This is a genomic window from Massilia yuzhufengensis (assembly GCF_900112225.1).
GTDB classification, from domain to species: domain Bacteria; phylum Pseudomonadota; class Gammaproteobacteria; order Burkholderiales; family Burkholderiaceae_D; genus Telluria; species Telluria yuzhufengensis.
In genome coordinates this window covers 15,595-28,006 of the sequence record NZ_FOLD01000033.1, presented here as the reverse complement: position 1 = coordinate 28,006, position 12,412 = coordinate 15,595, and the positions used below count along the sequence as shown (strand labels likewise).

At 65.8% G+C, this 12,412-nt stretch carries 13 protein-coding genes; 9 read left to right on the top strand and 4 right to left on the bottom strand.

All coding sequences use genetic code 11. The annotated features are described in order from the left end of the window. The coding region (locus BM031_RS26315; RefSeq protein ID WP_177207848.1) for an IS1/IS1595 family N-terminal zinc-binding domain-containing protein at positions 1-365 on the bottom strand (365 nt) is incomplete at its 3' end. A gap of 208 nt (positions 366-573) precedes the next feature. On the opposite strand from BM031_RS26315, the gene BM031_RS21065 reads away from it, so the two are divergent. Both BM031_RS21065 and BM031_RS21060 read left to right on the top strand, forming a co-directional pair. Continuing rightward, the gene (locus BM031_RS21065) at positions 574-1,566 is read left to right on the top strand and encodes a MerR family transcriptional regulator (RefSeq protein WP_229409097.1); all 993 of its coding nucleotides are present in this window, start codon (positions 574-576) and stop codon (positions 1,564-1,566) included. 17 nt (positions 1,567-1,583) lie between these two features. Beyond that, the gene (locus BM031_RS21060; RefSeq protein ID WP_091876521.1) at positions 1,584-1,793 is read left to right on the top strand and encodes a hypervirulence associated TUDOR domain-containing protein; all 210 of its coding nucleotides are present in this window, start codon (positions 1,584-1,586) and stop codon (positions 1,791-1,793) included. Between the two features lie 15 nt (positions 1,794-1,808). Here the strand turns inward: BM031_RS21060 and BM031_RS21055 are convergent, their stop codons facing one another. Beyond that, complete coding sequence (locus BM031_RS21055) at positions 1,809-2,180, bottom strand: VOC family protein (RefSeq protein WP_091876520.1); 372 nt, start codon at positions 2,178-2,180, stop codon at positions 1,809-1,811. Between the two features lie 99 nt (positions 2,181-2,279). Between BM031_RS21055 and BM031_RS21050 the strand changes: the two genes are divergently transcribed. Together BM031_RS21050 and BM031_RS21045 are read left to right on the top strand one after the other, a co-directional pair. Beyond that, entirely contained in the window at positions 2,280-2,834 is a 555-nt protein-coding gene (locus tag BM031_RS21050) for a hypothetical protein (protein ID WP_091876519.1), read from the top strand. 65 nt (positions 2,835-2,899) lie between these two features. Beyond that, positions 2,900-4,549 carry a M28 family metallopeptidase gene (locus BM031_RS21045; RefSeq protein WP_091876518.1) on the top strand — a complete coding sequence of 550 codons (1,650 nt, stop codon included), beginning with the start codon at positions 2,900-2,902 and terminating at the stop codon, positions 4,547-4,549. Positions 4,550-4,756: 207 nt separating this feature from the next. Here BM031_RS21045 and BM031_RS21040 read toward each other — a convergent pair whose 3' ends face one another. After that, complete coding sequence (locus BM031_RS21040; RefSeq protein ID WP_091876517.1) at positions 4,757-4,987, bottom strand: hypothetical protein; 231 nt, start codon at positions 4,985-4,987, stop codon at positions 4,757-4,759. A gap of 133 nt (positions 4,988-5,120) precedes the next feature. Between BM031_RS21040 and BM031_RS21035 the strand changes: the two genes are divergently transcribed. The 5 genes from BM031_RS21035 (at position 5,121) to BM031_RS21010 (ending at position 9,485) form a co-directional block, all read left to right on the top strand. Continuing rightward, positions 5,121-5,399: an EAL domain-containing protein gene (locus BM031_RS21035; RefSeq protein WP_091876516.1), complete on the top strand. Its 279-nt coding sequence runs from the start codon at positions 5,121-5,123 to the stop codon at positions 5,397-5,399. A gap of 199 nt (positions 5,400-5,598) precedes the next feature. Then, the gene (locus BM031_RS21030; protein ID WP_091876515.1) at positions 5,599-6,723 is read left to right on the top strand and encodes a toxic anion resistance protein; all 1,125 of its coding nucleotides are present in this window, start codon (positions 5,599-5,601) and stop codon (positions 6,721-6,723) included. Positions 6,724-6,760: 37 nt separating this feature from the next. Next, entirely contained in the window at positions 6,761-7,348 is a 588-nt protein-coding gene (locus BM031_RS21025) for a TerD family protein (RefSeq protein ID WP_091876514.1), read from the top strand. Between the two features lie 40 nt (positions 7,349-7,388). Next, positions 7,389-8,264, top strand: a complete 876-nt coding sequence (locus BM031_RS21020) for a hypothetical protein (RefSeq protein ID WP_091876513.1) — start codon at positions 7,389-7,391, stop codon at positions 8,262-8,264. Positions 8,265-8,408: 144 nt separating this feature from the next. Further along, complete coding sequence (locus BM031_RS21010; protein ID WP_143084667.1) at positions 8,409-9,485, top strand: J domain-containing protein; 1,077 nt, start codon at positions 8,409-8,411, stop codon at positions 9,483-9,485. Positions 9,486-9,520: 35 nt separating this feature from the next. Here the strand turns inward: BM031_RS21010 and BM031_RS21005 are convergent, their stop codons facing one another. Continuing rightward, a complete protein-coding gene (locus BM031_RS21005) occupies positions 9,521-12,364 on the bottom strand; it encodes a UvrD-helicase domain-containing protein (RefSeq protein ID WP_091876510.1) in 2,844 nt (947 codons plus the stop codon). Positions 12,365-12,412 lie beyond the last annotated feature (48 nt).

The window sequence follows — 12,412 nt, the reverse complement described above, 5'->3', positions numbered from 1 at the left end:
GTATTGCGATGCACCTTCACTCGATCTGCCGCGCTGCGTACGGGAAGCGAGTCGAGCAAGGCGCCGAGATAGTCGAGCCATTTTTCGCGCAAGCGCAGGCGCGCCAGCGGTGTGCCGCTCAGGTCGTTGAAAGTACGCCGGCATTCCCGGCAGCGGTAGCGCTGCAAGCCATTGGCCTGGCCATGTCGGTGCCAGCGCGTGCTGGCGCATGCAGGACAGCAGCGCTCGGTTCGGAACCCGTCGAGCAGCGCCAGCAATTGATCGAGCCCGGCCGCCGGGCGCAAGGCGTCGATCACTTGAAGGCGCTGGGGCTGGTTTAGCACCGGCAGGGCGGCGAACCACTTCTTGAAGCGGGGCGAAGGCATGGGAGGCTCCGTCGGATGGCGATACGGTTTGGACCGTGGTGCAGCTCGACAGTTCAATCCTCATCCATAGCCAAGGGTGACAGCGCCGTGTCGTATGGGGACCGTGCACTGTTATTGAGCGGCAACCGGATGCAATTTGCGCTACACTTGGTTTGTCTCGCAATTGTAGCGGGACACTCCTCATTTACATGGTTCACTGGCGGGTCAAATGAATACTCGGATGGATGAAAAGCAGGGCGAGCAGCGCGAAGTGACCTACCGCAGCGGCGTCGCCGCGCGCCTGGCGGGCTTGCCCGTGGAAACCCTGCGGGTGTGGGAGCGCCGCTACGCGCTGTCGGAAACCCAGCGCTCGGCCCATGGCCAGCGCCTGTACACGGCCGAACAGGTGCGGCGCCTCGGCCTGCTCAAGCAGCTGGTCGATCTCGGCCACCCGATCGGCGTGCTTACCGGCCTGCCGGTGGAGCGGCTGGAAGAGATGATCGCGCCCAATGCCGCCCGTGCCAACGAGGTCAGCAGACCGATGCGCGCGCTGGTGGTGGGCGACAGCCTGGTGCGCCGCATCGCCGCCAGCGGCCGCGACGGGCGTGCGCTGCAGGTGCAGCGCCACTGCGCGCGCCTGGACCAGGTGGCTTCGCTCCCGGGCGGCGCGGAGCTGGACATCCTGCTGGTCGAAGCGTCCGAACTGGACGACGCCGCGGTGGCGCTGGTGGCAGCGGCGCGTGCGCAGCTGCGTCCGGCGGCGACCGTGGTGCTGTACCGCTTCTGCGGCAGCGCCACCATCCGCGCGCTGCGCGCCGAAGGCTGCCTGGTGGCGCGCGTGCCGGCCGAGATCGGCGAGCTGGTGCTGCTGTGCCGCTCGGCGCTGGCGGGGCAGGGCTTGCCCGCGCCCGACCAGGCCGGCGAGCAGGTGGCGCCGCGCCGCTTCGACGAGGAAGCGCTGGCCACCATCACTGCCGCCGGCAACCGCCTCTCCTGCGAATGCCCGCGCCACCTGTCGGACATCCTCTTGATGGTCGGCAGCTTCGAGCGCTACAGCGCGCAATGCGCGTCGCGCAACAAGGAAGACGCGCGCCTGCACCAGGAACTGGGGCTGGCCGCGGGCCGGGCGCGCGTGGTGCTGGAGCAGGCCATGGAAAGGCTGGCGCTGGCCGAAGGCCTGCCGCTGCCCGATGGCTTGCAGCGGCAGGGCAAGGCCGCCTGAACCACTGGAGAACCGACATGACTGAAACGTTCAAGGCAGGCGACAAGGTGCAGTGGCAGTCGTCCCAGGGCACGGTGCACGGCACCGTCAAGAAGAAGCTGACCGCGCCCACCGACATCAAGGGCCACCACGTGGCCGCCTCGTGCGAACATCCGGAATACCTGGTGGTCAGCGACAAGACCGGCGCCGAGGCGGCGCACAAGGCCGAGGCGCTGAAGAAGGTGTGAAGCGCTAGGCCCGGTTCATTCCCGCGCGGCTTCGATCAGTTCGATGCGGTTGCCGAACGGGTCTTCGATGCCGGCGCGGCGCCGGCCGGCCACCGGCTCTTCTTCGCGCACGGTCACGCCGCCCGCGCTGAGCTGCGCGCAAAAGCCGGCGTAGCCATCGACGAGGAAGGCGGGATGGGCTTTCTTGGCCGCCTTGAAGTCGAGCTGGCTGCCGATGTGCAGCTGGGTTGCGCCGACCTGGAACCACATGCCGCCCGAGGCAATAAGCGGCGCCGGTTTCGGGATCTCGGCCATGCCCAGCACGCCGCCGTAGAAGGCGCGCGCTGCTTCGTCGGCGCCGGGTGGGATGGCGACCTGGACGTGGTCGATTCCGGCAATATGGGGCATTATTGTTCTCCGCAAGCTTGGATGGTGGGCTAGCTTCCGGCATTATCGCACCGGCCGCGTGCTACCCTCGCGCTTCCTCAACATGCCGGGTCAGCCTCCATGAAATCCATCCTTGCCGTCCTCGCCGCCGCTTCCCTGTTCGCCGGCTGCGCCGCTACCGCGCCGCCGCCTGATGCGCGCGCACAGTTCATGGCCACCTTGCAGGGTATGTGCGGCCAGCGCTTCGAAGGCGGATTGGCCTATGCCATCGACCCCAACAGCGAGTTCGCCGGCAAGACCATCTCGACCCGCGTCGATTGCACGGCGGACGGCATCCGCATGCCGGTGCAGGTGGGCGAAGACCGTTCGCGCACCTGGATTTTTACGCGCCCGGCGGCCGGGCTGGAACTGCGCCACGACCACCGCCACCCGGACGGCACGCCCGATGCGGTCACCATGTACGGCGGCCTGGCAGGGGAGGGCGGGACGGCGCGCTCGCAATCCTTCCTGGCCGATGCGGCGACCGCGAAGATGGTGCCGGGCGCCGAGACCAATGTCTGGACCGTGAGCCTGAGCGAGGATGGCACGGTGCTGAGCTACCTGCTCGAGCGCCATGCCAAGCCGCGCGCCCGGTTCGTGCTGCGGCGCGTCGATGGCGGACGCACCGGATCCTGATTCCTGCTAGGGGCCACCTATGATAATGTGGCCGTCTTGCAGTTTTCACACAATGGAGATCCGCATTGAAAAACACGACGCTCGTACTCCTGGGCCTGGCCGCCGTTTCCGCGCACGCCGCCGACGCACCCGGTTTTGACCCGAAACGCTTGTCCCAGGATGTCAAGGTCTTGTCGTCCGACGCGTTCGAAGGCCGCGGCCCGAACACCGCCGGCGAAACCAAGACCGTCAACTACCTGGTCGAACAATTCAAGGCCGCCGGCCTGGCCCCGGGCGGCGACCTGTCGGCCGGCAAGCGCAGCTGGACCCAGGACGTGCCGCTCGGCCGTTTCGAGATCAAGGGCCCGGTCAAGCTGACCCTCACCGAAGGCAAGGCCAGCCGCGAACTGAAGCAGGGCGACGACCTGGCCGTGCGCGCCTCGATGAGCGGCGCCAAACTTGTCGACTTCAAGAACGCGCCGCTGGTGTTTGTTGGCTACGGCGTCACCGCGCCCGAGCGCAAGTGGGACGACTTCAAGGGCATCGACCTGAAGGGCAAGCTGGCCGTGGTCCTGATCAACGACCCGGACTTCGAAACCGGCAAGGGCGACTTCGGCGGCAAGGCCATGACCTTCTACGGCCGCTGGACCTACAAGTACGAGGAAATGGCGCGCCGCGGCGCGCTGGGCACCATCATCGTGCACGAGACCGCGCCGGCCTCCTATGGCTGGCCGACGGTCAAGAATTCGAACACCAACGTGATGTACGACATCGTGCGCAAGGAGCCGCGCAAGGCGCACGCGCCGATGGAAGCCTGGATCCAGCGCGACCTGGCCGCCGGCATGTTCACCTCCGCGGGGCTCGATTTCGAAGCGCTCAAAAAACAGGCGCAGGCACGCACGTTCAAGCCGGTGGAACTGAAGGGCGTGACCCTGTCGGCCAACTACGCGGTGGACGCCCAGGTGATCAAGTCGAAGAACGTGGTGGCGATCCGCGAAGGCAGCAAGTTCCCGAAACAGGTCGTGATGTACAGCGGCCACTGGGACCACCTGGGCGTGGGCCAGCCCGACGCCAAGGGCGACAAGATCTACAACGGCGCGGTCGACAACGCCACCGGCCTGGCCGCCATGCTGGAACTGGCCCGTGCCTACGGCAAGGCGCCGGCGCCGCAGCGCAGTGTCGTGTTCCTGGCCGTGACGGCCGAAGAGAAGGGCCTGCTCGGTTCGGAATACTACGCGTCGAACCCGCTCTACCCGCTGGGATCGACGGTCGGCCTGATCAACGTGGATGCGCTCAGCCCGCGCGGGCCGGCGCGCGACTTCAACATCTCGGGCAGCGCCAAGCTGGGCTTGCTGGACCAGCTGGTCGCCAAGTTCAAGGCGGCGAATGTCGCGTATTCGCCGGACCCGAAACCGGAAGCGGGCTACTTCTTCCGCTCCGACCACTTCCCGTTCGCGAAACGGGGCGTGCCGGCGATTTCCTTCGGCTCCGGCAGCGACTGGATCGACGGCGGCGTCAAGGCCGGCAAGGCCTCCGAAGAGGAATACACCGAGAAGGCCTACCACCAGCCGGCCGATGAATTCGACCCGGCCTGGACCTTCACCGGCATGGCGCGCGACCTCGGCATCCTGTATGCGGTGGGCTCCGACCTGGCCAACTCGACCATGTGGCCGAACTGGTCGGTCGATTCGGAGTTCCGCGCCGCGCGCGACAAGTCGGGCGCCGAACGCAAGTAACCCAGCCCTGCGCTGGGGCGGCGGGCCGGAACCAACGGCCCTGCCGCCTGTCTCACGCTTCGTTGTTAACCGAGATCGAAGAGCATGAGCCCGGGTGTGCACGACGACACCATTCCAGCAGAGCTGGAAAAGCCTGCGCCCAGGACCTGCGCCGTGCCGGCCCAGCCCGCCGCGCTGGAATGGGAATGCCTGGGCCACCGCTGCGGCTCAGTGGCGGCAATCAAATGGCTGCCCATCAACGCCTGCCCGGACGAAGCGCGCCGGCAGCACCAGGTCTTCGCCGATTTCGCCGACATCATCGCCCGCCTGCGCCGCGCCGAGGGGCTCGATGCATTCTTTCGCGTGTGCGTGAAGATGATCCCGGAAGTGAGCGCCTTCGACCGCGTGATGCTCTACCGTTTCGTGGCCGATGGCTGCGGCGAAGTCGTGGCCGAGCACACGTCCAGCAGCTACCCGCAAAAATTCCTGGGGCTGCGCTTTCCCGCCACCGATATCCCCAGCCAGGCGCGCACCCTCTACCTGAGCAACAAACTGCGCGTGCTGGCCGACGTCGAAGCGTCGATGGAGCTACCTGCGCCAGCTGCCGCCGCAATGCCTCAAGATCGACCAGTCCTTCACCCACTGCATGCTGCAGGACCCACACGCCGAAAAACTGACGCAGGCGATCGTCGCCATGGGCATCGCCCTGAAGATGACGGTGGTGGCCGAAGGCGTGGAAACCAGGGAACAGATGAACTGGCTGCTGGCCCAGGGCTGCCACGTCGGGCAGGGTTATTTCTTCAGCCCGCCGGTGGCGCCGGACGAGGTGCAGCAGGTCATCGAACGCATCGAAGTGCGCCTGGCCCACTGAGCTTGCCCCACAGATTTCCGGCTTGCCCGGCACGGCGGCGCGCGGCCTGGTTATACTGAACGGACACCGATGGCGCGCATGGATATGCATGCCGCGTAGTCGCGGCGCTTGTGCGCCAGCGGCAGCGGCGAGGGCTCGCCGAGCGGGATTGTCCGGTGGTAAGCTAGTCATGTTGTCACTTCCAACCTGAAGGATTGTTATGAAACCGCTGTTCTCCTCCGATGAAGAAGCGAACGCAGCATCCTCTGCGCCGGTCTCCACCGCGCCATCCTTGCCGCCGCTGATCAATCCTGTCGCCATGCCGGACGCGCTGCCCGCGCTGCGCCAGGAGGCGAGCCCGGCGCCGGTGGTGCGGGTCGACATCTCCGGCATCGACGACAAGGCTATCGAAGGCCTGGGCGGCAATACCGGGGCGGGCGTGGCCAAGGTCTCGGCCAAGCTGCTGGGGACGGTGCGCGCCTCGGATGCGGACGTGTTCGGCACCCAGCTGAACGAACTGATCGCCACCTCCAAGGGCCTGGACCCGGCCAAGCTGCGCTCCGGCGGCCTGCTGTCGCGCGTGACCGGCATGTTCGGCTCGGTGAAGGAAAAGATGCTGTCGCAGTACCAGGTGGTGGAATCGCGCATGGATACGCTGGTGGGGGAGATGACGCGCCACGCCAACGTGCACCGCGGCCGCATCGGGGATTTCGACGAGATGTACAAGGGCCTGGAAATGTACTACCAGGGCCTGGACGCCGACGTGAAGAAGGGTGAAGCGTGGGCCGAGCAGCTGCGGCTGGCGGTAGCCCAGCAGGCCGCGCCGGCCAACGCCTTCGAGGCCCAGCAGGCCACCGAACTCAAGCGCCGCCTCGAGCGCCTGGAAAAGCGCATCGACGACCTGCGCCGCGCCATGCTGATGGCCACGCAAATGGTGCCCCAGATCCGCCTCTCGCAGGACAACGCGCGCGCGCTCACCGACACCTTCACCGACATCGTGAACGTGTCGATCCCGGCCTGGCGCAATGTGTTCTCGCTCTACCTGCTGCAGCTGGAAGCCAAGCAGAGCGCGGCGGTGGCCAACGCCGCCTACGACGCCACCGACGCGGCCTTCCGCGCCCAGGCCGACATGCTGCTGGAAAATACCGAGACCGTGGCGCGCGCCAAGCAGCGTTCGCTGGTCAGCCTGGAAACCGCCCAGCACGTGCAAACCCAACTGGTGACGGCCTTCGACAAGCTCGAGCAGATCTCGAACGAAGGCCAGCAGCGCCGCCGCGACGAGCTGCCGAAGCTGCAGCAACTGGAGCGCGATCTCATCGAGCGCTTCTCGCCGGGCGCCGCGTAAGCACGCAAACCACCCATTTTTACGATAAAGGAATCCCATGTCGACGACGCTCTCAACCGGCCATCGCATCAACCTGGAAAAGTCCGCCCCGGGCCTGAAGCGGGTGCGCATCGGCCTCGGCTGGAAGGTCAACGCGGCCGAAGGCCAGGCCTTCGACCTCGACTCGTCGGTCTTCCTGTGCAGGAAAGACGAGAGCGACCACCCGGTCATGATCAGCAACGCCCACTTCGTCTACTACAACCAGACCACTTCGCCGGACGGCGCCGTGGTGCACTCGGGCGACAACCGCACCGGCGACAAGGATGGCGACGACGAAGTGATTACCGTCGACCTGGCCCGGGTCGACCCGGCCGTGATGGAACTGCCGATCGTGGTCACCATCCACGACGCCGAAGTGCGCAAGCAGACCTTCGGCCGCGTGACCGATGCCTACGTCAAGGTGTACAACGACGAGACCGGCGACGTGATCGCCGAATACGACCTCGACGAAGACTATTCGGACAAGACCGCGCTGCAGTTCGGCTCGCTGTACCGCAAGGATGGCGAGTGGCGCTTCCAGGCCGTCGGCGCCGGCTTCAAGCTGAACCTGGCGACCTTCATCCGCAAGCTCGGCGGCACCGTCTGAGGACGGCCGCGCGCGCCTGCCCACAGGCGCCACCTCGCCGATGACCCACCAGACGCCCAAGGCCTTCGATTTCGGCGCGGAGCCCGAGCCCCCCGCCGCGCCGGCCAAGCCCGCAGCCGCGCCGCGCGCCTTCGATTTTGGCGAGGAGCCGGCGCCACCTGCCGCCACCAGCACGCCCACGGCGCTGTCCTTCGACGACCTTCCCGCGCTGCCCGTGCCGGTGGACCCGCCGAAGCCCGCGGCCCGAGTGCTGTTCGACAGCGAAGACCATCCGGCGGTGCGCGACGCGCTGGCGCTGGCCCGGGCTGATCATCCGAAACTGGTCGAGCACGCGGAACAGCGCATGGCCGCACTGTTCCGGCGCCTGCTGCCGGTGCGCATGAAGCTGGTCACGGAGTGGGCCGAAGGGCCGCTGATGGAGCAGGCCGCGCTGCTCCAGCCCATCACCGAGCTGGTGCTGAAATTCGCGCAGCTGGCCGTTCCGGCGCAGCTGGAAGCGGCGCTGGAAAGCACCCGCGCCACGCCCAGCGTGTTCGGCAAGCTGTTCCGCCGCCCGATGACGCCGGCGCAGTACAAGCCTGCCTTGCTGTCTTCACGCGAGCAACTGCTGCAGCTCATCGCCGACAGCGAAGTCGCCAGCAGCAACCTGGAAGCGTCCGCCAACAACCTGGCCCTGCACGGGGCGGCGCTGGCGGTGGTGGCGAAACTGGCCGGCGGCGCGGTCGATGCGGTGCTGGAAGACGCGCTCACGCAGCGCCGCACCCTGATCCAGCAGGCGGTGCGCCAGGCCGAGCTGTCGATCCTGCAGATGGGGCAGGTGCGCCAGCAGGCCGCCGACCTGGTCGGGCAGGTGTCGTCCTTCCTGACGGTGACCCTGCCTGCGCTGGAAATGGCGCAGGCCCAGGGCGGCAACTAGGCGCAGCGGAAAGTCCGTATCGCTATAATTCGTCACCGTTACTGCGGACAATCCTGGCCTGTGTCTGGACGTTCCGCCCCCAACTCGCCTGGTTCTTTCCACTTTCCGATGATGTTGAGCGCTCCAACTTCCATTTGTATCGCCGTGTCCTCCACCAGGAATGCAGGCTCGCGTGTCCGCAAGCAATTCAACACCCTGGTCACGCGGATCGAAAGCGCACGCTTGCGGCTGGCTGCCTGGCAGGAATCGATGCCATCCATCATGAGCCTGGCCGAACGCGAACTCCAGCCGCTCGTACAGGCCTATGCGACGCGTCGGCGCGACATGGTGTTGTTGCTGGACCGGATGTACCGTGATGAGATCAAGGCCAAGCGTGAGCGGGCCAAACTGTCCAAATTGATCTGTTCGATTGCAAGCGAATTGGCCGATGGCCGTGACGATCCTGAACTCAAGGCGATCTTCCGGGTTCATGGCGGCGACGATGGCGATCCGCCGTTCGAAGGTGCGGAATTCATGGACATGATGGCGAATGTGTTCGGTGTGGATGCCGAGGAGTTTCGCGGCATGGGCTCAGCGGAAGGCATCTTCGCTGGGCCCGGCAGCGAAGCCGGCGACGATGACGATGAAAATACCGGTGAACAACCTTCGGCCGGACGCGGCACGCGCCGCAAGGCGGCGGCTGCGCTGGCACGCTCGCAGCGCCAGGCGGCCGAGGCGGCCAAGCTGAGGAACGCCGTGCGCGATATCTTCCGCAAGCTCGCCAGCGCACTGCATCCGGACCGCGAGCCCGACGCCGCCGAACGCGCGCGCAAGACCGCGTTAATGCAGAGGGTGACGGTAGCCTACAAGGCAGATGACCTGCTGGCCCTGCTGGAAATGCAGCTCGAGATCCGGCAGATCGACCAAAGCGATTTGAACGGCCTGAGTCAAGAGCGGGTGAGCCAGTACAGCAAGGTCCTGGAGGGCCAGTTGCGCGAACTGGAGCAGCAGATCGCGATCTTTGAGGATGCGGCATTCATGCAATCAGGCGGCATGCTGCCGGCACGTCCTACGCCGCAGGCACTGTCGCGCCGCCTGCACGTCGATATCGCCGAGATGCGGGGCAAGATCAAGGCTGCCGCAGCCGAGCTGGAGGCATTCCAGGACGCAGGGCTGCTCAAGGCATGGCTGAAGGCCTGGCGAGCCCCGGCGCAGCGCTACGACGATGCCTTCTGGTTCTAGTTTCCACATTCCCGGCTGACCGGGCCAGGACGGGCTCAGCGCCGCCCGCTGCGCCGGATGCTCGGCTCGCCCGTGGGTGGCAGTCCGGCCAGCGCGAGCAGGCCATCGATATGCTGGTCATGATAGGGATCGGCAAGTTCCTTGACGAGCGCAAGGTTGAGGACCGAGTACACCGGCACCCATTCATCGTCGCCGCCGGGTCCGCGCCGGCGCAGCGACAGTGCCGGATTGAGCTGGTACAGGCCCGTCTTCACGCGTTGGAACAGGCAGCGGTTGTAGGCGTAATCGCGGTCTACCTCGTTGCGCGCCAGTACGCCCGAAATGAAGGCCCGTTTCGCGCGTTCCGGTGCCATGACCGAGGCTGGAATTCTGGCATACGCGCCCAGCAGGGTGGCGGCGTCGAAACCGCCGCGATCGCTCGAGTTGGCGCTGCCGAAACATGATTTGAACAGGACCCACATGGTCTGCAGCATCAGGTATTCGGACTGGCGTGCATCGATGCGCACCAGTCGCTCGCCGGCCATGAGGTCGATACAGGCCGGCGCCACCAGCTGGTAGACCGCGCCGAATGGCCCCTTGGCATATACGTCGTCGCGCAGCGCGGTCGCCAGCGCCCAGTGCAGCGCGTTGCGGCCCAGGTGGTCGACGGCGGATGTATCGGCGCCGCGTTCGAGCAAGGCCTCGACCAGGGGGAGATTGCCGGCTGCCGCGGCGGCCATCAGGGGTGTCTGGTTCATCGGCGTGCGGTGCTCCACGCCATGCTTGTCGCACAGTTTCAAGATGTCCTTGAAGTTGCGCGCGAAATAGGACAGGTAATGACGGCGGCCGAACACGACCTCGTGCGCCGGGAAGCCGCGTGCCTGGTCGAAGCCGGCATCCATCGCGAGGAAGTAGGCGAGGATCGGTTCGTTGAAGCAGGTCGCGTAATCGTAGAGCTGGTTCTTGGCCTTGCTTCCCGGCGCCTGCTCGCGGAACACCTTGGCCAGTGTCTCGCGCAGCCTGGGCTCGTCCACTACGGGCCAGGGAACGGGCGTGGTCTTGAGGATCATGCGCTCGATCGCATCGGCCTGTTCCTGTTTGCCCTGCAGGGCCAGCTTGCGCGCTTCCTTTTGCCAGTCTTCCAGGCTCGACGCCTGCGCCGTCACGTTTGCCGCGGCGCCCAGCTGAGCGATGTCGAGCAGGCGCAGCAGTGGGTGGCCGCTGTCCGATTCCACCAGGTAGACGCTGCGGATGGCCCGCGTCAATGCCACGTACAGCGCGTTGACATAGAACTTGTAGATTTCGAGCGACTTGTCGTTCTTGTCCCTGGCGCGTGCGTATTGCAGGGCGTCGCCGGCGAGGTCGGACGCGTCGACACCGTCCGCGATCGCGGCGAACTGGGCGCGATTGCCGGAAACGAAACGGTACAGCACGATGCTGTCGTACTCGAGACCCTTGGCTTCATGCACCGAAAAGATCAGCGGCGTGTCGAAGTGTTTCCTCGCCTCGGCCTTGTCGTCATCGCGCAGCACCAGGACCGCGAAGCGGGTCGAGCGGCGCGTCTGCGCGTTCAGCTCGCGCCGCACGGCTTCGCTGTCCGCCAGCAGGCTGACGGCGCCGGCATCCTGGTTGACGGCATTGACCAGGAAATTGCTCTCGCGATCAATCGAGCCGAAGCGCCGGTGCTTGACCTTCAGCAGTGTGTTGGCGATTCGTGTGACTTCCTTGCCGTTCCTGAAATTGGCCTGCAGGATGTGCAGCAGCTGGCGTTCGGCCAGTTCAGGGTCGTGCCAGAACAGGGTTTTAACTTTGCTCCAGGAAAAGAAATTCGGATGGACGATCTGGTTCGAGTCGCCGCACAGCAGAAACTGCCCCGGCTTCCTCAGCATGCGCAGCACCAGCGCCAGTTGCACCGGGGTCAGATCCTGGACCTCGTCGATCACCACGAAATCGTAACGCGGCTGCACCTGCCGCTGCCAGCCGTGCGCCACCAGGTTCAGGTCGAATAGCCCTGCTTCCTGCAGCCAGGTCCGGTATTTTTCGAACAGCTCGTACAAGGCAGCGCGCTCAACGGGCGGGAAGATCGATTGTCGTGCGCCGAGTGCCGCGTATTGCTCGCGGGTCAGTACGCCGGCGGCGTCGGCGGTGATCACCCCGCGGATTTCCTCGAATGCCTGGTGGGCGTCGACGCCCTTGAATTGCTGCCGCATGCGGGAAAACCAGGCGGAGAAGTCGCGCCAGGTTGCCTCGCGGCCATGCGGTACGCGTATCGACTCGAGGAACTCGCGGAAGGACAGGAAGCTCGTTTCCTGTCCTTCGCGATCGAAGCCGTGCGCGTAATACAGGTCGCGCGCCGACTGGGCCAGGTAGGCCGACAGCGTCACGTACAGGATGTCGCCTTGCGCCTGTTTCATTTTCTCGAGCGTCAGCGCGGTCTTGCCGCTGCCCGCGCTGCCGACGATGATCAGTGGCGTGGGTTGCAGGTAGATCTCCTGCTGCGCGTCATCGAAGGAGATGACCTTGTCGAGCCAGTGCACCTGGGGCCGGTTCGGGTTCAGGTAGCCCACCGGCTCGGCGTCCTGGATTGCTTCGGCCGGATCGGCTTCGGGGATTCTTGCATCGTCGATGCTGGCGCCCCGCAGGAAACGTGACTTGTCATAGGCGTGCTGCTCGATCACCTCCAGCATGAGCGCATACGCCTCTCCATTGAAGCGTACGATCGAGAACAGCAGGCGGTCGGCGTAGTCAAGCTTTGCGCGGTAAAATTTCCCCTGCGTAAGATTGGATAATTTCTTGACGTCGGCCGCGCGGAAGTCGTCGCGCTCGATCGCTTCGCGTACCCTGGCGTACTGGCTTTTGTTGCGTGGCGGTGTAAAGTCGACGTACTCGAGGATCTTCATACAAGGCGTATTTTTCGGGGAATGAGATTATACGACCGGTGCCGGACT